The following is a 20,209-nucleotide window of genomic DNA, read 5'->3' as shown; positions in this document are numbered from 1 at the left end:
ACCCCGACGGCGTCACCTACGCCGGAGTCCGCTCAGGACAGCGGCGGGTAGGCGTTCTTCATCAGCTCCTGGAACTGCGCGGAGAACCAGTGCCCGGAGACCGGCGCGTCGGGCAGCGCGCCGGAGGGGTTGTTGCCGTTGCGCGCGTTGCCCTCGTAGGTGGGGTCGCACATCCGGTCGAAGCCCTTGCCCTCGTCGTTCGGGATCTCCTTGCTCGCCCCGTCGGACTCGCCCGGCGGCTTCATCCACACGTACGCGTCGATCCCGGCGGCGGGGCTGGCCTGCGGACGCTCGCCGAGGCCGGCTCCGGACTGGTTGCACCAGTTGCCGAGGTGGATGCGGCGGTCGTAGCGGCCCCCGTCCACGTAGGCGTCGACGCTGGTCTGCGGGCCGGGACCGGCGGGCCGGGCCGTGCCGCCCCAGCCGTTGCGGGAGGTGTCGATCAGCATGCCGAGGTTCTGGTCGAAGCCGATCGAGACCAGCTTGTCGCGCATGGCCTGGGCGTAGGACAGCTCGTCGGTGTACTGGTTCCAGTCGACCCACTTGGACTGGCGCACGGAGGTTCCGTTCACCGAGTCCGTGATCTTGAAGTTCTCCTCCTTCAGGGCGCTGTAGTTGGCGGTGTTGACGATGAAGCCGTGCACGTCGTCGACGGTCGCGCCCTCGGTGGTGGCGGCGGTCTTGAACATCTCGGCGGAGGGACCGAAGTTGCTGTCCCAGCCGAGCCAGCCGTGGTGGCCGGCGTCGACGTAGTTGTAGACGTTGGCGATGTCGCCGAGCTTGTTCAGGGCGTAGCCGACGCCCTTCTGGTAGTTGCCGTTGGCCTTCATCACGTCGCAGTTGGGCGTGGCGGTCGGCCGCCCGGAGACGTTGGTGACCAGGTTGGGCAGCGAGTCGATCTCGACCGTGGTGACGATCCGGAGGTCCGCGTACTTGGGGTCGGCGAGGATCTCGGCGATCGGGTCGATGTACTCGGTCTTGTACCGGTCGATCTCCGTCGGCCCGAGCTCGCCGTTGGAGGCGAGGGCGGCGCAGTCGCGTCCGGGCAGGTTGTAGATGACGAGCTGGACGGCGAGCTCGCCGGAGCCCTTCTGCGTCAGCGCCTCGTCGAGGTGGTCGCGCAGGCCCATGCCGCCGTTGACGCCCTCGATGGCGGCGATCCGGTCGAGCCACACGCCGGTGGGCTGGTCGGCGACGCGGTCGCCGCCGGGCTCGGCCGCCGCCTTGGCGCTCCACTCGGGGTTCACGTAGACCTTGGCGCCGTCGTAGGGGTTGTCCACCCGCTCGCCCTCCACGGGCGGGTCCGTCGGGTCCGGCGGGTCGGTCGGGTCGGGGCCGGTGGAGCCGCCGTCGTCGACGTTGCAGGTCACGCCGTTGAGGGTGAAGGCGGCCGGGATCGCGTTGCTGCCGCTGTAGGTGCCCTGGAAGCCGAAGCTCGCCGAACCACCCGTGGAGAGCGTGCCGTTGTAGGTCTCGTTGGTCGCGGTGACGGCGGCGCCGCTCTGGCTGACCTTCGCGTTCCAGCTGTTGGCGACCTTCTGGCTGCCCGCGTACGTCCATCCCAGTGACCAACCGGAAGTGGCGGCGCCGTTGTTGGTGACGGTCACGGCGGCGGTGAATCCGCTGCCCCAGTCGTTCTGGACCTTGTAGTCGACGGTGCAGGGCACGGCCGCCGCGCCGGCGCTGGCGGAATGCGCGGCGAGCGCCGTGCCGGAGGCCCCGGCGACCAGCGCCAGGGCAGCGAGCATCGCGGTTCTGCTACGGGTCATGAGTGCGGGTTCCTTCTTTCGTCAGGGGTGCGCGTGCTGTACGTCCGGGGCCGTGCACACGGAGCGCGGCCCGCTTCCGGACGGCATGGGGGTGCCGTCGCGGACGGAGGTCAGGAACGGCCCGCGGGCACGGTGCGGATGCCCGGGGGGTGTGCGAGCCGGCACGCCGGCCGATGACGCGTCGGACGAGCCGCGAGGGCGGCTAAAAGTCCTGAACGCGGAAGGTGGTGCGGGGGGTGACGCATGAGCGACTCCTCGCAGTTCGGACGCGCCGTGACGGACGCGTCGACTGATGGAACCGCTCCCACTGGTGCCGATGAAGGTAGCGCCAAGTGACGGTAAAGAACAGGGGAGTCACCGACTTTCTCTCGACGGGACCCGTCGAATCTTTTCGACTCTCCACACATCTTGACCGCTGTGCACCCCCTCTCCACTATGGGAGCGCTCCCACTGGTTCAAGGCTTGTTGCTCCTCCCCCACCTCCCCGAGCCACAAGGAGGAACCAGCACCATGCACCCCACACGCAGACGCAGACGCCGCACCGCGCGGCGACTGTGGACCGCCGCCCTGGCGGCACTCGCGTTACCCCTCACCGTGCTGGGCACCGGTTCGACTCCCGCCCAGGCGGCCGCACTTCAGTGCAGCGTCGACTACAGGACCAACGACTGGGGCTCCGGCTTCACCGCGGAGCTGACGCTCACCAACCGCGGCAGCGACGCCATCGACGGCTGGACGCTGACGTACGACTACGCGGGCGACCAGAGGCTGACCAACGGCTGGAACGGCAGCTGGAGCCAGTCCGGGAAGACCGTCACCGTCAAGAACGCCGCGTACAACGCCCGGGTCGCGGCCGGTGCCGCCGTCACCACCGGCGGGCAGTTCACCTACAGCGGCACCAACACCGCGCCGACGAACTTCGCCGTCAACGGCACCACCTGTGCCGGCGCGCACCAGCCGCCGATCACTGTGCTGACCAGCCCGGAGCCGGGGTCGGTCTACTCGCAGGGCGAGGCCGTCCCGCTGGCCGCCACGGCCGCCGCGGCCGACGACGCCACCATCAGCAAGGTGGAGTTCTACGACGACACCACGCTGCTGGGCACCGACACCAGCGCGCCCTACACGCACTCCGCCTCTGGCTTGACCGTGGGCAGTCATTCCCTGGTGGCGAAGGCGTACGACAGCATGGGCGCCTCCGCCGCCTCCACGCCGGTCGGCATCACGGTCGCCTCGGGACCGACCGTGGTCGCCACACCCGGGCAGCTGGGCGTCCAGCAGGGCGAGTCGGGAAGCTACGAGGTCAAGCTGTCGAAGCAGCCGACCGCGAACGTCACCGTGACGACGGCCCGCGCGAGCGGGAACACCGGCCTGTCGGTCTCCGCCGGGGCGAGCCTCACCTTCACCCCGGCGAACTGGGACACCGCCCAGGAGGTGACCGTCGCGGCCGACGCCTCCGGCACCGGCTCGGCGGTCTTCGAGTCGACGGCCCCCGGCCACGGCAAGGCCACGGTCACCGTGACCCAGCTGGCCGCGGCCAAGGACTACGACGCCCGCTTCCTGGAGCTGTACGGGAAGATCACCGACCCGGCGAACGGCTACTTCTCCCCGGAGGGCATCCCGTACCACTCGGTCGAGACGCTGATCGTGGAGGCGCCGGACCACGGGCACGAGACCACGTCCGAGGCGTACAGCTACCTGCTGTGGCTCCAGGCCATGTACGGCAAGGTCACCGGCGACTGGTCCCGGTTCAACAACGCCTGGGAGATCATGGAGACGTACATGATCCCCACGCACGCCGACCAGCCGACCAACTCCTCCTACAACGCGTCCAAGCCGGCGACCTACGCCCCCGAGTTGGACACGCCGCAGGAGTACCCGGCGCAGCTGGACGGCACCGTCTCCGTCGGCCCGGACCCGATCGCCGCCGAGCTGAAGTCGGCGTACGGCACGGACGACGTGTACGGCATGCACTGGCTCCAGGACGTCGACAACACCTACGGCTACGGCAACTCGCCCGGCAAGTGCGAGGCGGGTCCCTCGGACACCGGCCCCTCGTACATCAACACCTTCCAGCGCGGCGCGCAGGAGTCGGTGTGGGAGACGGTGCCGCAGCCGACCTGCGACGCCTTCAAGTACGGCGGCAAGAACGGCTACCTGGACCTCTTCACGGGTGACGCTTCCTACGCGAAGCAGTGGAAGTTCACCAACGCCCCGGACGCCGACGCGCGTGCCGTGCAGGCCGCGTACTGGGCGGACAAGTGGGCCGAGGAGCAGGGCAAGGGCGACGAGATCGCCGGCACCCTGGACAAGGCCGCCAAGATGGGCGACTACCTGCGCTACGCCATGTTCGACAAGTACTTCAAGAAGGTCGGGAACTGCGTGGGGCCGTCGAGCTGCCCGGCGGGCACCGGCAAGGACTCCTCGCACTACCTGCTGTCCTGGTACTACGCCTGGGGCGGCGCGGTGGACACCTCGGCTGGCTGGGCCTGGCGCATCGGCTCCAGCCACACCCACGGCGGCTACCAGAACCCGCTGGCCGCGTACGCGCTGAGCACGTACGACGACCTGAAGCCGAAGTCGGCGACGGGCGCGTCCGACTGGGCCAAGTCCCTGGACCGGCAGGTGGAGTTCTACCGCTGGCTCCAGTCCGACGAGGGCGCCATCGCGGGCGGCGCGACCAACAGCTGGGCGGGCCGGTACGCGACCCCGCCGGCCGGTACGCCGACCTTCTACGGCATGTACTACGACGAGAAGCCGGTGTACCACGACCCGCCGTCCAACCAGTGGTTCGGCTTCCAGGCGTGGTCCATGGAGCGGGTCGCCGAGTACTACCAGCAGAGCGGCGACGCGCGGGCCGAGGAGGTCCTGGACAAGTGGGTCGACTGGGCGCTGTCGGAGACGACGGTCAACCCGGACGGCAGCTTCCTGATGCCCTCGACGCTGAAGTGGTCGGGGCAGCCGGACACCTGGGACGCGGCCTCCCCCGGTGACAACGCCGGCCTGCACGTCACGGTCGCGGACTACACCAACGACGTCGGCGTGGCGGCGGCGTACGCCAAGACCCTGACGTACTACGCCGACCGCTCGGGCGACACCGAGGCGGCGGCGACCGCGAAGGCGCTGCTGGACGGCATGTGGGAGAACAACCAGACGGCGCTCGGCATCGCCGTCCCGGAGACCCGCGCCGACTACAACCGCTTCGACGACCCGGTGCACGTCCCCAGCGGCTGGACCGGGACCATGCCGAACGGCGACACGATCGACGCGTCGTCGACCTTCTCCTCGATCCGCTCCTTCTACCAGGACGACCCCGCCTGGTCGAAGATCGAGAGCTACCTCGCGGGCGGTGCCGCGCCCACGTTCACGTACCACCGGTTCTGGGCGCAGGCGGACATCGCCCTCGCCATGGGTTCGTACGCGGAGCTTCTCGAATAGCCCCCGCGGAGCGCCGGGCGGGTTCGGCGGTTCCTCGACTGCGGGCCGTGTGTGGCCGGTCGCGCAGTTCCCCGCGCCCCTGACGGGGCGCGGGGGCACCGCTCCTCCCCCGTGGCGCTCGACGGCTCCGCGTGCTCGGTCCCGCCACCGGACGGCGGGACAACCTGCCGGGCGGCCCTCGTCCACGCCGAGGGCCGCCCGGCCTCGCATGTGTTCTGTTCCTGACGGAAGGACGGTTCCCCACCGTGCGAAGAACCCGGCTCCTCACAGCCCTGCTGGCCCTGGCGGCCGGCCTCCTCACCGGTGGCCCGCCGGCCGCGCTGGCCGCCGAGTCACCGAGGCCGGCCGCCGTGTCCGCCGACACCTACACCTGGAAGAACGCGCGCGTCGACGGGGGCGGCTTCGTCCCCGGCATCGTCTTCAACCGCTCCGAGAAGGACCTGGCCTACGCCCGCACCGACATCGGCGGGGCCTACCGCTGGCAGGAGGGGACGAAGTCCTGGACCCCGCTGCTGGACCACGTCGGCTGGGACGACTGGGGTCACACGGGCGTGGTCAGCCTCGCCTCCGACGCCGTCGATCCCGACCGGGTGTACGCGGCGGTCGGCACGTACACCAACGACTGGGACCCGGGCAACGGCGCGGTGCTGCGCTCCGCCGACCGGGGCGCCACCTGGGAGAAGGCCGACCTGCCGTTCAAGCTGGGCGGCAACATGCCGGGCCGCGGCATGGGCGAGCGGCTGGCCGTCGACCCGCACGACAACGACGTGCTGTACCTGGGCGCGCCCAGCGGCCACGGCCTGTGGCGCTCGACGGACGCGGGCGTGACCTGGTCCGAGGTGACGGCCTTCCCGAACCCCGGGAACTACGCGCAGGACCCGACGGACACCAGCGGCTACGCCTCCGACAACCAGGGCATCGTCTGGGTGACCTTCGACGAGTCCACGGGCACGGCGGGCACACCCACGAAGACGGTCTACGTGGGGGTCGCCGACAAGGAGAACGCCGTCTACCGCTCGACCGACGCGGGCGCGACCTGGCAGCGGGTCGCCGGGCAGCCCACCGGCTACCTGGCGCACAAGGGCGTCCTGGACGCGGAGAACGGCTACCTCTACCTCGCCTACAGCGACACCGGCGGCCCCTACGACGGCGGCAAGGGCCGGCTGTACCGGTACGCGACGGGGACGGGCACCTGGACGGACATCAGCCCGGTCGCGGAGGCCGACACCTACTTCGGCTTCAGCGGACTGACCGTCGACCGGCAGAACCCCGGCACGGTGATGGCGACGGCGTACAGCTCCTGGTGGCCGGACACGCAGATCTACCGGTCCACGGACAGCGGCGCGACCTGGACGCAGGCGTGGGAGTACACGTCGTACCCGACGCGCGAGAACCGCTACACCATGGACGTCTCCTCGTCCCCGTGGCTGACCTGGGGCGCGAACCCGGCGCCGCCCGAGCAGACGCCGAAGCTGGGCTGGATGACGGAGGCGCTGGAGATCGACCCGTTCGACTCGGACCGGATGATGTACGGCACCGGGGCGACGATCTACGGCACGGAGAACCTCACGGACTGGGACGACGAGGGCGGAAAGTTCGCCATCGAGCCCATGGTCCGCGGGCTGGAGGAGACGGCGGTGAACGACCTGGCCGCTCCCCCGTCGGGTGCCCCGCTGCTCAGCGCGCTCGGTGACATCGGCGGCTTCCGGCACACGAGCCTGACCGAGGTGCCGTCGATGATGTTCACCTCCCCGAACTTCACCTCCACCACCAGCCTGGACTTCGCGGAGTCGAACCCGGACGTCGTCGTGCGGGCCGGCAACCTGGACGCGGGCCCGCACATCGCCTTCTCCACGGACAACGGCGCCAACTGGTTCGGCGGGACCGACCCGGCGGGCGTGAGCGGCGGCGGCACGGTGGCCGCGGGCGCGGACGGCAAGCGCTTCGTGTGGAGCCCGCAGGGCGCCGGCGTCCACTTCACCCACGGCTTCGGCACGTCCTGGCAGGCGTCGAGCGGCATCCCGGCCGGGGCGGTCGTCGAGTCCGACCGGGTCGACCCGAACACCTTCTACGCCTTCAAGTCCGGGAAGTTCTACGTCAGTACGGACGGCGGCGCGACCTTCACCGCGTCGGCGGCCACCGGACTGCCCGCCGGGGACAGCGTCCGCTTCAAGGCGCTGCCGGGGGCGAAGGGCGACATCTGGCTGGCCGGCGGGGCGGCGGACGGCCCGTACGGGCTGTGGCACTCCACGGACGGCGGCGCGAGCTTCACCGAGCTGCCGAACGTCGAGGAGGCCGACACGGTGGGCTTCGGCAAGGCGGCGCCGGGCGCCTCCTACCAGACCCTGTACACCAGCGCGAAGATCGCCGGGGTCCGCGGCATCTTCCGCTCCACCGACCGGGGCGCCACCTGGACCCGCGTCAACGACGACGCCCACCAGTGGGGCTGGACCGGCGCGGCCATCACGGGCGACCCGCGGGTGTACGGGCGGGTGTACGTGGCGACCAACGGGCGCGGGATCGTCTACGGCGACACCGCCGGTACCGGCCCCGGTCCGGGACCGGACCCGGAGCCGGCCGGCACCTGCGCGGTGACGTACAAGGTCACCAACCAGTGGGCGGGCGGCTTCCAGGCCGATGTGCGGCTCACCAACACGGGCACCGCCGCGTGGCGGGGCTGGTCCCTGGACTGGTCGTTCCCGGGCGGCCAGGAGGTGACGCAGATGTGGAACGCCGAGCACACCCGGTCGGGCACGGGGGTGACGGCGAGGAACGTCGGCTGGAACGCCGACGTGGCACCGGGCGCTTCGGTGAGCTTCGGCTTCACCGGGAGCTGGTCGGGGACGAACGCGGCACCGGCGTCGTTCGCGATGGGTGACCGGATCTGCGGTCGGGCGTGACATCGCGGGAGGGGCGCGTGCGTACGGCGCGCCCCTCCCGCTTCCGGGACCTGTGCGCCCGTTTCACGCCCTTGTGGCCGCGCTGCACTTCTTCGACCGTTGTGTCAGCAGGAGTGGGTGGCGAGGACAGGGGGCGCCGCATGGCGCGGACATGGGAGGGCGCGGCGGGGCGGCTGATGCTCGCACTGGCGGCGCTGCTGCACCGGACGGTCACGGGAAAGGCCGCGAGGAAGAGACTGCACGACTGCCGGGACGCGGCCCTGCGCGCCGCGTACCGGCGGGGCGTACCGCTGGAGGTGCTCGCCTCCCGGACGCGGCTGACGCAGGGGCGGGTCAGGGAGGTGGTCACCGGCGGGAAGCGCCCGCCGGTGGACAAGGCCGCGTGAGGACGCGGGCCCCGGATCAGGGCGTGTACACCGTCGGCCTGGGCGCCGTCGGCATGCCGCTGCCGAGGAAGAAGCTCGGGTGCGGCGGCTGGTTGTAGGCGGTGTTCTGCCAGGCCAGGGCCGTGCGGTACTGGGTGTCGTGGAGGAGGGTCGTGATGCGGCGGTCCGTGTCGTGCGGGGTGGAGTAGATGCGCAGGGCCGTGTTGTTCGCCGTACGCCAGACGACCTCTTCCCGCCAGTCGCCGAGGATGTCGCCGGACAGGACCGGGGTGGCCTTCGTGCCGTTGTTGGAGGCCACGCCGGAGCCGGTGAGCAGGCGGGTGTCGCCGGAGGTGCCGTACTTGTCGATCCGGGTGCCGTCGAGGAGTTCGCGGACGGGGTCGCCGTCCCACCAGGACAGGAAGTTGGTGCTGGAGGGCTTGCGGCTGTTGACCACGGTGCCCTTCGGGTTGCGGATGCCGCTCTCGACCGACGACCAGGACTCGGCGCCCGCGCTGCCGGACCAGATGTCGGCGGAGACGCCCCGGCCGTTGTCGCCGTTCGCACCCGTGGACCAGATGACCTGGCCGGTGCGCGCGTCCGCCATCCACGACGAGGGCTTCGAGCTGTCCTCGTCGACCTTGAACGCCTCCAGCCCCGCGCGGGACGGGTCGAGGTCGCCGACGTGCATGGCGTCGCCGTGGCCGTTCCTGGTGGTCCACAGGGCGTTGCCGTTGTCGTCGACGGCCATCGCGCCGTAGACGATCTCGTCCTTGCCGTCGCCGTCGACGTCCGCGACGGACAGCTGGTGGTTGCCCTGGCCGTCGTAGCCCTTGCCGGCGTTGGTGGAGGAGTTGGTGTCGAAGGTCCAGCGGCGGGTGAAGCGGCCGTCGCGCCAGTCCCAGGCGGCGATGACGGAGCGGGTGTAGTAGCCGCGCGCCATGATCAGGGAGGGCCGGGAGCCGTCCAGGTAGGCGGTGCCGGCCAGGAAGCGGTCGACGCGGTTGCCGTAGGAGTCGCCCCACGAGGAGACGTTGCCGCGTGCGGGGACGTAGTCGACGGTGCCCATGGCCTTGCCGGTCCGCCCGTCGAACATGGTCAGGTACTCGGGGCCGGACAGGACGTAGCCGCCCGAGTTGCGGTGGTCGGCCGAGGAGCTGCCGATGACCGCGCCGGTGCCGTCCTTGGTGCCGTCGGCGGTCTTCATGGCGACCTCGGCCTTGCCGTCGCCGTCGTAGTCGTACACCTGGAACTGCGTGTAGTGGGCGCCGGAGCGGATGTTGCGGCCGAGGTCGACACGCCACAGGCGGGTGCCGTCGAGTCTGATGCCGTCGACGATCGTGTTGCCGGTGTAACCGGACTGGGAGTTGTCCTTGGCGTTGGTCGGCTGCCACTTGAGGACGAGGTCGAGGGCGCCGTCGCCGTCGAGGTCGCCGACGGAGGCGTCGTTGGCCTCGTAGGTGTAGGAGACGCCGTCGGGGGTGGTGCCGCCGGCCGGCGGGGTGATCGGCACGTCCTTGTAGCCGGCCCGGAACTGGACCGCGTGGACCGAGTCGCCCTGTTCCGTGCCGTTCACGACCGCGCGGACGGTGTAGTCGGCGTGGGAGGGGGCGCCGGAGTGGAAGAAGGTCGTGGAGCCGGTGACCGGCGCGGAGTTGACCTTGGTGCCGGCCCGGTAGACGTTGAACGAGACGTCGTCCGGGTCGGTGCCGAGCCAGCGCCAGCTGACCAGATTGCCGTCGCCGGTGTGGACGCTGACCACGCCCCGGTCGAGGGCCTCGACCTGCCGGCCGGTGGCGGCCTCGGCGGTGTCGGTGGTGAGCGCGGTCAGGCCGGTGCCGACCAGCCCTGCGGCGGCGAGGGCCGCGCCGATGACGAGCGGACGGCGTCTGCGGTGCTTGCGGGGGTGCCTCACGGGACGAACCTCCTGGAGGACGGATGGATTCCGCCTCTTGGTCGCCGCCCGGGGCTGCCGGGTTGCCGCCCGTCGACCACTGTTTCCTACGGCTTCACGAACGCCCGCAGCGTGAACACCGGGTCGGGCCGGGGCCGGTCCTGGTCGGGCAGCGCCGCGAGGCGGGCCGCGAACTCCTCCGCGCGCGGGTCGCCCGGTGGCAGCGTGACGAACCAGCCGCGCCCGAGGTCGGCGATCGTGCGGCGCGGGCTGCGGCCCTGGCCGTGGCCGGTGAAGCGGGCGTGCCCGGCGGGGACCAGACCGTGGGCGCGGGCATGGGTCTCGACGAGCTCCGCCGCGTCGTGCGCGGTGCTCGGCGGACGGGTCGCGAGGACGGCGTCGATGTCGCTGCCCACGTTGTGCGAGGCGCCTTTGTCGACCGTGGTCACGTACACCCCGCCGGGGCGCAGCACGCGGGCGCACTCGCCGACGATCGCCCGCGCGTTCGCGTCGCTGCCCGCCAGGTGGAGCAGCCACACGCTGCTGACGGCGTCGAACTCGCCGTCCCGGAAGGGCAGTCGGCGGCTGTCGGCCAGCACCACGGCGCCGGGCAGCCGGGCGGCGGCGCGGCGGGTCATGGCGTGCGCGAGGTCGACGCCGGTCACCCGAAGGGTCTCCCGGCCGGTCGCGAGCCGCCGGGTGACGATGCCGGTGCCGCAGGCGACGTCGAGCAGGCTGCGCGCCCGGGGCGGTAGGAGGCTCAGTACGGCGCGTGCGGCGGCCTCGGCGCGGGGCTCGCCGCCGCGGGAGGCGTCGTAGACTTCCGCTTCCTTGTCGTAGTCGAGCACACCCGTCAGTGTGCCCCGTGGCCGGCGGCCAGGTCCTCCACCCTGCGGGCGAGCTCCACGTCCTTCTCGGTGACGGCGCCGCCGGCGCTGTGGGTGTGCACGGCCAGGGACACCGTGTTGTAGCCGAGGGTCAGGTCGGAGTGGTGGTCGAGCTCCTCCTGCACCTGGGAGACGTGGACGACCATCGCGGTCGCCGCGAAGTGCGAGCCCAGCCGGTAGGTGCGGGTGAGGCGGCCGTCGTCGAGGGACCAGCCCGGCAGCTCGGCCAGCCGCTCCTCGATCTCCTTCTGCGACAGCGGTTCGACGGGCATGGGTCGCGCTCCTCTCCTCGGCGGCGGCACCCCTTCAGCCTGCCACAGGATCACCCCGCGGGCCCTGGTCAGGAGTGCCCGCCGGACCCGGTTCGGGCCCACCGTCGGCTACGGTTCGGCGTATGACCGCACTCATGTCCGGTACCGCCCCCACCGCCCAGGGCGTGGGTCCGCTGCTGCGGGCCTGGCGGGAGCGGCGGCGGGTCAGCCAGCTGGAGCTGGCGCTGCGCGCCGACTCCTCCGCCCGGCACATCAGCTTCATCGAGACGGGGCGTTCCCGGCCCAGCGAGGAGATGGTGCTGCGGCTCGCCGAGCACCTGGACGTCCCCGTGCGCGAACGCAACGCGCTGCTGCTCGCGGCCGGTTACGCCCCGCACTACCCGGAGACCCCGCTGGACGACCCGGCGCTGGACGCCCTGCGCGAGGGCATGGAGCGGCTGATCCGGGGCTACGAGCCGTACCCCGCGCTGGTCGTGGACGCGACGTACCGGGTGCTCGCCGCCAACCGGGGCATCCTGATGCTGCTGGACGGGCTCCCCGAGCACCTGCTGGAGCCGCCCGTCAACGCGATGCGGCTGACCCTGCACCCGGAGGGCCTGGCGCCGCGCATCCGCAACCTGCGCGAGTGGCGCGGGCACCTGCTGGAGCAGATGGAGCGGCAGATCGCCCTGCACCGTTCGGAGCCGCTCCGGGCCCTGTACGAGGAGGTGGCGGCCTACCCGGTGCCGGTCAGCGGTGCGGGCGAGGAGCCGGCCGAGCCGGTGCCGTACTTCGCGCTGCCGATGCAGATCGAGCACGAGGGCCGGACCCTGTCGTTCATCTCGTCCATCTCCACCTTCAACACGCCGATGGACGTGACGGTCGCCGAGCTGGCCATCGAGACGCTGCTCCCGGCCGACCCGGCGACGGTCAAGTACCTTCACACACTGGTCTCCTGACGCTGCCTCAGTGAGGCGTACTGGAGCAGCGCGAACCCGGCGACGGTGAGCGCCTGGAGCACCGTCCACACCGCACCGGCCGTGGTGGGCGTAAGCCACAGGCCGAGGGCGACGAGGCTGACCGCCGCCCAGGCGAGGTTGGCCTCGACGACGGCCCGTACCGCGAGGGCCGGCGGCCGGGACCGCGCGGCGACCAGGGCGACGCACCCGGCGTACACCGCGAGGAACGCGCCGAGGGCGAGGAGCAGCCCGGAGCCGGCGCCGAGGAACCGGCCGAGCGGCCCGGGGAGCGCGAGGTAGGCGACCGCGTTGGCGCCGGTCACCACCGCGTCGAGGGCGAGGAAGCGGCGCAGCATCAGCTGCGGTTCGGCGGTGCGGGCGAGGACGGCCAGCTGGTTCGTGGACATGACGAGTCACCCTCCGTCGGGGTCGGTGCACGGTTGCGGGGCCCGGGTTCCGGGCCGGAGTGCGCCGGCCCGGAACCCGGTGACTCCACGATCGCGCTCCTCTCGCGCACGGTCGATTACCCGACGGGTAATGATGTTGATCCACGACCACCCCTGTGAGACTGACAGGGGAACATGACAGACTGCGGTGAGACTTGGGCGCGTTGGGGAGGCGTGGCGTGAGTGAGCGGCGGGCCGCACCCACCGTGGGCCAGGTGGTCCTGGGCAGGCGGCTGCAGGAACTGCGGGAGTCGGCGGGCCTCAAGCGCGAGGAGGCCGCCAAGGTGCTCCGGGTGGCCCCGGCGACCGTGCGACGCATGGAGATGGCCGAGGTCGCGCTGAAAATACCGTACGTCCAGATCCTGCTGACGGCGTACGGGGTGCCCGCGGCCGAGGTCTCGGCGTTCGTGGCCCTGGCCGAGGAGGCGAACCAGCCGGGCTGGTGGCAGCGGTACCACGACGTGCTGCCGGACTGGTTCAGCATGTACGTGAGCCTGGAGGGCGCCGCGCGGATCGTCCGCTCCTACGAGCCGCACTTCATACCGGGGCTGCTCCAGACCGAGGACTACGCGCGCGCGGTCCTGGAGGCGGGGACGATCGGGAACGCGGGCGGCGACGCGGTCGAGCGGCACGTGTCCCTGCGGATGGAGCGGCAGCGGCTGCTGGAGCGCGCGGACCCGCCGCACCTGTGGGTGGTGATGGACGAGACGGTGCTGCGGCGGCCGGTGAGCATCGACGGCCGGGTGATGCGCGACCAGCTGGACAAGCTGCTGGAGTTCGCGGTCCGGGACCGGGTGACGCTCCAGGTCGCCGAGTTCGACGACGGGCCGCACCCCGGGACGTACGCGCCGTTCACCCTGTTCCGGTTCGCGGAGCCGGAGCTGCCCGACATGGTCTTCACCGAGTACCTGACGGGCGCCCTCTACCTGGACTCCCGTACGGAGGTCTCCGCGCACCTGGAGGTCCTGGACCACATGACGGCGCGTGCCGCCTCGACCCAGCGCACCGAGAAGATCCTGCGCCGGTACCGCGAGAACTTCTGACCCGGCGATCCCGAAGCACCCACGCCTCTGTGAGGAGACCACACCGCATGACCGGACCCGGTGCCACCCCCGCCCCCGTCGACACCAGCCGGCCGCACCCGGCGCGCGTGTACGACTGGTGGCTGGGCGGCAAGGACAACTACCCGGTGGACGAGGAGCTCGCCCGCAGGATCCTCGCCGCGGACAGCACCGCGGTGCGCGGTGCGCGGGCCAACCGCCGGTTCATGCACCGGGCGGTCCGCACGCTCGCCGAGGCCGGGGTGCGCCAGTTCCTGGACATCGGCACGGGTATCCCCACCGAGCCGAACCTGCACCAGGTGGCCCAGGCGGTGGCGCCCGAGTCCCGGGTGGTCTACGCCGACAACGACCCGATCGTGCTGCGGCACGCCGAGGCGCTGCTGCACGGCTCCGCCGAGGGCTCCACGGACTACGTCCACGCGGACGTCCGCGACCCGGACACCATTCTGCGGCTGGCGGGCGAGTCCCTGGACTTCGACCGGCCGGTGGCCCTGTCGCTGGTGGCGCTGACGCACTACCTCGGTGACGCGGCCGACGGCGACGACGTGCACGGGCTGCTGAAGCGGTACGTCGACGCCCTCGCCCCCGGCAGTCACCTGGTCCTCTCCCAGGTCACGCCCGACCTGAACCCGGAGGCCGTGGGCAAGGCCGCCGGCCTGTTCGCCCGCAGCGGCACGCCGTTCTATCCGCGTTCCCTCAGCGAGTTCTCCCGCTTCTTCGACGGCCTGGAACTGCTGGGCCCGGGCGTCATCCCGGTCACCGGGTGGCGGCCGGACCCGGAGGACGTGGCCGTGCAGGCGGAGGGCATCGTGCCGGTGTACGCGGGGGTGGCGCGCAAGGTCTGACGCGGGACCGGGCGGCCCGTCCTGACCCGTACGGGCCCCGCGAACGGGTGCGCTCCCGCGCCCGCCCCTAGGTTCGAAGGAGCCAGGGCGATCAAGGGAGCGCATGTGACCGACACACGGACACCGCCCACCGAGCCGGGCGCGGCGCTGCTGCGGGCGGGGCGGTTCTTCCGGCCCGGCACCGCCGCGCCCGACCTGCACAGCATCAGGCTGGTCGGCGGCCGGGAGTCGGACGCGTTCTACCGGGACCGGTGGAGCCACGACAAGGTCGTGACCTCCACGCACGGTGTGAACTGCACCGGCTCCTGCCGCTGGAACGTGTTCGTCAAGGACGGCATCATCACCTGGGAGACCCAGGCGACGGACTACCCGTCGGTCGGCGCGGACCGCCCCGAGTACGAGCCGCGCGGCTGCCCCCGCGGCGCCGCGTTCTCCTGGTACACGTACTCGCCGACCCGGGTGCGCTACCCGTACGTGCGCGGCGTGCTGCTGGAGATGTACCGGGAGGCGAAGGCGCGGCTGTCGGACCCGGTGCTGGCCTGGGCCGACATCCAGGGCGACCCCGAGCGGCGGCGACGGTACCAGCGGGCGCGCGGCAAGGGCGGTCTGGTCCGGGCGAGCTGGGACGAGGCGGTCGAGATGGTCGCCGCGGCCCACGTGCACACCATCCGCACGCAGGGGCCGGACCGTATCGCGGGCTTCTCCCCCATCCCGGCGATGTCGATGGTGTCGCACGCGGCGGGCGCCCGTTTCCACTCCCTCATCGGTGCCCCGATGCTGTCGTTCTACGACTGGTACGCCGACCTGCCGGTGGCGTCCCCACAGGTCTTCGGCGACCAGACGGACGTGCCGGAGTCGGGCGACTGGTGGGACGCGGCGTACCTGATCATGTGGGGGTCGAACGTCCCGGTGACTCGCACCCCGGACGCGCACTGGATGGCGGAGGCCCGCTACCGGGGCCAGAAGGTCGTGGTCGTCTCCCCCGACTACGCCGACAACACCAAGTTCGCCGACCAGTGGCTGCACCCGCATCCGGGCACGGACGGCGCCCTGGCCCTGGCGATGGGGCACGTGGTGCTCAAGGAGTTCTTCGTCGACCGGTCGACGCCCTTCTTCGACGACTACGTACGGCGCTTCACCGACCTGCCGTTCCTGGTGACGCTGACCGAGCGGGACGGGGCGTACGTCCCGGCGAAGTTCCTCCGCGCCGCCGACCTGGGACAGGAGGGCGCGGACGCCGCCTGGAAGACGGTCGTGCTGGACGACGCGTCGGGCCGCGCGGTCGTGCCGAACGGCTCGCTGGGTTTCCGCTGGAACGAGGCCGACCGGGGCAGATGGAACCTCGACCTGGGCGACGTGCGCCCTCGGCTGAGCCTGCACGGACACGAGATGGCGTCGGGCGTTCAGGTGCTGCTCCCCCGCTTCGACACCGAGGGCGGCGCGCACGCGCAGGGCCGCGGGGAGGTCGTCCGGCGGGGCGTGCCGGCGACCCGGCTGGGCGGGGCGACCGGGCCGCTGGTGACGACGGTGTTCGACCTGCTGCTGGCGCAGTACGGGGTCGCTCGGCCCGGGGTGCCGGGCCAGTGGCCGACGTCGTACGAGGACGCGGACGCGCCCGGCACCCCGGCCTGGCAGGAGACGCACACCTCGGTGCCGGCGGCGGCCTGTGTGCGGATCGCCCGTGAGTTCGCGCGGACCGCCGAGCGCTCGAAGGGGCGCTGCATGATCCTGATGGGCGCCGGCACCAACCACTGGTTCCACTCCGAGACGATCTACCGGGCCTTCCTCGCCCTGCTCCAGCTCACCGGCTGCCAGGGCCGCAACGGCGGCGGCTGGGCGCACTACGTGGGCCAGGAGAAGTGCCGTCCGGTCACCGGCTGGGCGTCGCTGGCCGCCGCGGCGGACTGGTCGCGCCCGCCGCGCCAGATGATCGGCACCGCGTACTGGTACCTCAACACCGACCAGTTCCGCTACGACCGGTTCGGCGCCGACGTGCTGGCCTCGCCGCTGGGCGAGGGCAGGTTCGCGGGGATGACGGGCGCGGACTGCCTGGCGCTGTCGGCGCGGACGGGGTGGATGCCGTCGTACCCGACCTTCGACCGCAACCCGCTGGAGCTGGGCGAGACGTTCGGCGACCCGGTGGCGAACGCGGTGGCCGAACTGCGCGCCGGGACCCTGAAGTTCGCGTGCGAGGACCCGGACGCGCCGGAGAACTGGCCGCGCATCGTGACCCTGTGGCGGGCCAACCTGCTGGGCTCCTCGGCGAAGGGCGCCGAGTACTTCACCAAGCACCTGCTGGGCACCCACTCCTCGCTGCGCGCCGAGGAGGCCGCGCCGGGCGAGCGGCCCCGGGACGTGGTGTGGCACGAGGAGGCGCCCGAGGGGAAGCTCGACCTGCTGCTGTCGCTGGACTTCCGGCACACCTCGTCCACGCTGCTCTCCGACGTGGTGCTGCCCGCCGCGACCTGGTACGAGAAGCACGATCTGTCCAGCACGGACATGCACCCCTACGTGCACGCCTTCTCTCCGGCCGTGAGCCCGCCGTGGCAGACGCGCACCGACTTCGACACGTTCAAGGTGCTCGCGGAGAAGCTGAGCGAGCTGGCCGCCGGCCATCTCGGGGTACGCAGGGACCTGGTGGCGGCGCCGCTCCAGCACGACACCCCGGGCGAGATCGCCCAGCCGGGCGGGGTGGTACGGGACTGGCGGCGCGGGGAGTGCGATCCGGAGCCGGGGAAGACCATGCCGAACCTGGTCGTCGTGGAGCGCGACTACACGGCGATCGGCGCGAAGTTCGCGGCGCTGGGCCCGCTGGTGGAGGCCAAGGGCCTGCCCGCGAAGGGGATCACGCTGAAGCCGGACGAGGAGGTGGCGCGGCTGCGGGAGCTGAACGGCGCGGTACGCGGCGGCCCGGCCGACGGGCGCCCGGCACTGGACACGGCGGTGAAGGCGGCCAACACCATCCTGGCCCTCTCCGGCACCACCAACGGCCGCCTGGCCACCCAGGGCTTCCACACCCTGGAGGCGAAGACCGGGCAGGAGATGGCCCACCTGGCCGCCGAGCACGAGGGCAAGCGCGTCACCTACGCGGACACCCAGGCGGCTCCCGTGCCGGTGATCACCTCGCCGGAGTGGTCCGGCAGCGAGGCCGGCGGGCGGCGGTACACGGCGTTCACGCTCAACACCGAGCACCTCAAGCCCTGGCACACCCTCACCGGCCGGCAGCACTTCTTCCTCGACCACGACTGGATGCACGAGCTGGGCGAGGCGCTGCCCGTCTACCGGCCGCCGCTGGACATGAGCCGGCTGTTCGGCGAGCCGCGGCTCGGCCCCGACGGGCACCGCGAGGTGACGGTCCGCTACCTGACCCCGCACAACAAGTGGTCCATCCACTCCGAGTACCAGGACAACCTGTTCATGCTGGCGCTCTCCCGCGGCGGCCAGACCATCTGGATGTCGGCGAAGGACGCGGAGGCGATCGGGATCGCCGACGACGACTGGATCGAGGCGGTCAACCGCAACGGCGTGGTGGTGGCCCGCGCGATCGTCTCGCACCGCATGCCGCCCGGCACCGTCTACATGCACCACGCGCAGGAACGCACGGTCAACGTGCCCCTCGCGGAGACGACCGGGAAGCGCGGCGGCATCCACAACTCGCTCACCCGCCTGCTCCTCAAACCGAGCCATCTCATCGGCGGCTACGCCCAGTTGTCGTGGGCGTTCAACTACCTGGGCCCGACGGGCAACCAGCGCGACGAGGTGACGGTGATCCGCCGCCGCTCCCAGGAGGTCGAGTACTGATGCGCCCGATGGCCCAGGTCGCCATGGTCATGAACCTCGACAAGTGCATCGGCTGCCACACCTGCTCGGTCACCTGCAAGCAGGCGTGGACCAACCGGCGCGGCATGGAGTACGTCTGGTTCAACAACGTCGAGACCCGTCCCGGACAGGGGTATCCGCGCCGCTACGAGGACCAGGAGAAGTGGAAGGGCGGCTGGGAGCTGAACCGGCGCGGGGCGCTGAAACTCAAGGCGGGCGGCCGGTTCAAGAAGCTCGCCGGGATCTTCTCCAACCCCCGGCTCCCGGAGATCAAGGACTACTACGAGCCCTGGACGTACGACTACAAGAACCTCACCGACGCCCCGCTCGGCTCCGACTACCCGGTCGCCCGGCCCGTCTCGCAGCTCGACGGCAAGCCGATGAAGATCGGCTGGTCCTCGAACTGGGACGACAACCTGGGCGGCGCGCCCGCCTACGGCGACCTCGACCCGATGGTGGAGCGCACGCGGCAGCAGGCGTCGGAGAAGGTGCGGTTCGCGTACGAAGAGACGTTCATGTTCTACCTGCCGCGCATCTGCGAGCACTGCCTCAACCCGTCGTGCGTGGCGTCGTGCCCGTCCGGGGCGATGTACAAGCGCTCGGAGGACGGCATCGTCCTGGTCGACCAGGACCGCTGCCGGGGCTGGCGGATGTGCGTGACCGGATGCCCGTACAAGAAGGTGTACTTCAACCACCGCACCGGCAAGGCCGAGAAGTGCACCTTCTGCTACCCGCGCATCGAGATCGGTCAGCCGACGGTCTGTTCGGAGACCTGCGTCGGCCGGCTGAGGTACCTGGGCGTGGTGCTGTACGACGCCGACAAGGTGACCGAGGCGGCCTCGACGCCGAACGAACAGGACCTGTACGAGGCCCAGCTGGGCGTCTTCCTCGACCCCGAGGACCCCGCGGTGCGGCGGGCCGCACAGGAGGCGGGCATCCCGTTCGACTGGATCGAGGCGGCCCGGCGCTCCCCCGTGCACGCGCTGGTGAGCAAGTACCGTGTCGCCCTGCCCCTGCACCCGGAGTACCGCACCCTGCCGATGGTCTGGTACATCCCGCCGCTGTCACCCGTGGTGGACGCGCTGACGGAGACCGGGCACGACGGCGAGGACGCGGACAACCTCTTCGGCGCGATCGACACGCTGCGCATCCCGCTGGAGTACCTGGCGGAGGTGTTCACGGCGGGCGACACCGGCCCGGTGCGGGCGTCGCTGGAGAAGCTGGCGGCGATGCGGGCCCACATGCGGGCGATCAACCTCGGGGAGGAACCGGACCCGGCCGTCTGCGCGGGCGTCGGGATGCGCCCGCAGGAGGTCGAGGACATGTACCGGCTGCTGGCGATCGCCAAGTACGAGGAGCGGTACGTGATCCCGACGGCGGCCGTCGGCGACGCGCACCGGCTGGAGGCGTCGGCGCTGCCGGACACGTGCAGCCTGGACACCGACGGCGGCCCGGGCATGGGCGGGGACGGGCCGTTCGGCCAGGACTCGGGACGCAAGCGGCTGCCGCTGGTGCCCGTGGAGAACTTCCACATCCTGCGCAGACGGCAGACCGCGGACGACGAGAGGGAGGTCTGATCCC

13 protein-coding genes are annotated in these 20,209 nt (G+C 71.7%); 8 read left to right on the top strand and 5 right to left on the bottom strand.

Annotated features, from left to right (window positions below; genetic code table 11):
* Window positions 1–32: 32 nt before the first annotated feature.
* Window positions 33–1,769: a glycoside hydrolase family 6 protein gene (locus ACLIN4_RS29535; RefSeq protein ID WP_411576410.1), complete on the bottom strand. Its 1,737-nt coding sequence runs from the start codon at window positions 1,767–1,769 to the stop codon at window positions 33–35.
* A gap of 510 nt (window positions 1,770–2,279) precedes the next feature.
* Here ACLIN4_RS29535 and ACLIN4_RS29530 point away from each other — a divergent pair.
* The 3 genes from ACLIN4_RS29530 (at window position 2,280) to ACLIN4_RS29520 (ending at window position 8,487) form a co-directional block, all read left to right on the top strand.
* Entirely contained in the window at window positions 2,280–5,201 is a 2,922-nt protein-coding gene (locus tag ACLIN4_RS29530; RefSeq protein ID WP_411576409.1) for a glycoside hydrolase family 48 protein, read from the top strand.
* A gap of 245 nt (window positions 5,202–5,446) precedes the next feature.
* Window positions 5,447–8,101 carry a cellulose binding domain-containing protein gene (locus ACLIN4_RS29525; protein WP_381911441.1) on the top strand — a complete coding sequence of 885 codons (2,655 nt, stop codon included), beginning with the start codon at window positions 5,447–5,449 and terminating at the stop codon, window positions 8,099–8,101.
* Between the two features lie 140 nt (window positions 8,102–8,241).
* Complete coding sequence (locus tag ACLIN4_RS29520; protein ID WP_107477411.1) at window positions 8,242–8,487, top strand: hypothetical protein; 246 nt, start codon at window positions 8,242–8,244, stop codon at window positions 8,485–8,487.
* Between the two features lie 16 nt (window positions 8,488–8,503).
* Here the strand turns inward: ACLIN4_RS29520 and ACLIN4_RS29515 are convergent, their stop codons facing one another.
* From ACLIN4_RS29515 to ACLIN4_RS29505, 3 genes are all read right to left on the bottom strand, one after another.
* Complete coding sequence (locus tag ACLIN4_RS29515; RefSeq protein WP_411576408.1) at window positions 8,504–10,381, bottom strand: rhamnogalacturonan lyase; 1,878 nt, start codon at window positions 10,379–10,381, stop codon at window positions 8,504–8,506.
* A gap of 86 nt (window positions 10,382–10,467) precedes the next feature.
* Window positions 10,468–11,208 carry a class I SAM-dependent methyltransferase gene (locus tag ACLIN4_RS29510; protein ID WP_411576407.1) on the bottom strand — a complete coding sequence of 247 codons (741 nt, stop codon included), beginning with the start codon at window positions 11,206–11,208 and terminating at the stop codon, window positions 10,468–10,470.
* Window positions 11,209–11,213: 5 nt separating this feature from the next.
* Window positions 11,214–11,519, bottom strand: coding sequence for a 4a-hydroxytetrahydrobiopterin dehydratase (locus tag ACLIN4_RS29505; protein ID WP_107477409.1), 306 nt, complete (start codon window positions 11,517–11,519; stop codon window positions 11,214–11,216).
* A 122-nt stretch (window positions 11,520–11,641) separates the two neighbouring features.
* On the opposite strand from ACLIN4_RS29505, the gene ACLIN4_RS29500 reads away from it, so the two are divergent.
* The gene (locus ACLIN4_RS29500) at window positions 11,642–12,457 is read left to right on the top strand and encodes a helix-turn-helix domain-containing protein (RefSeq protein WP_100045230.1); all 816 of its coding nucleotides are present in this window, start codon (window positions 11,642–11,644) and stop codon (window positions 12,455–12,457) included.
* Here the strand turns inward: ACLIN4_RS29500 and ACLIN4_RS29495 are convergent.
* Window positions 12,439–12,864: a hypothetical protein gene (locus tag ACLIN4_RS29495; RefSeq protein WP_100045229.1), complete on the bottom strand. Its 426-nt coding sequence runs from the start codon at window positions 12,862–12,864 to the stop codon at window positions 12,439–12,441. The genes ACLIN4_RS29500 and ACLIN4_RS29495 overlap by 19 nt on opposite strands.
* 218 nt (window positions 12,865–13,082) lie before the next feature.
* On the opposite strand from ACLIN4_RS29495, the gene ACLIN4_RS29490 reads away from it, so the two are divergent.
* The 4 genes from ACLIN4_RS29490 (at window position 13,083) to narH (ending at window position 20,205) form a co-directional block, all read left to right on the top strand.
* Window positions 13,083–13,946, top strand: coding sequence for a helix-turn-helix domain-containing protein (locus ACLIN4_RS29490; RefSeq protein ID WP_107477407.1), 864 nt, complete (start codon window positions 13,083–13,085; stop codon window positions 13,944–13,946).
* Window positions 13,947–13,993: 47 nt separating this feature from the next.
* Window positions 13,994–14,809, top strand: coding sequence for an SAM-dependent methyltransferase (locus ACLIN4_RS29485; RefSeq protein ID WP_100045227.1), 816 nt, complete (start codon window positions 13,994–13,996; stop codon window positions 14,807–14,809).
* A 105-nt stretch (window positions 14,810–14,914) separates the two neighbouring features.
* Complete coding sequence (locus ACLIN4_RS29480; RefSeq protein ID WP_411576406.1) at window positions 14,915–18,610, top strand: nitrate reductase subunit alpha; 3,696 nt, start codon at window positions 14,915–14,917, stop codon at window positions 18,608–18,610.
* The gene (gene narH / locus ACLIN4_RS29475) at window positions 18,610–20,205 is read left to right on the top strand and encodes a nitrate reductase subunit beta (RefSeq protein WP_411576405.1); all 1,596 of its coding nucleotides are present in this window, start codon (window positions 18,610–18,612) and stop codon (window positions 20,203–20,205) included. Before ACLIN4_RS29480 ends, narH begins: the two co-directional genes overlap by 1 nt.
* The last annotated feature ends 4 nt before the right edge of the window (window positions 20,206–20,209 follow it).

The sequence above is a fragment of the Streptomyces mutabilis genome, from assembly GCF_046628145.1.
Taxonomy (GTDB): domain Bacteria; phylum Actinomycetota; class Actinomycetes; order Streptomycetales; family Streptomycetaceae; genus Streptomyces; species Streptomyces mutabilis.
Note: the sequence above shows the minus strand (reverse complement) of the source record. Positions and strands in the feature narration are given on the sequence as shown.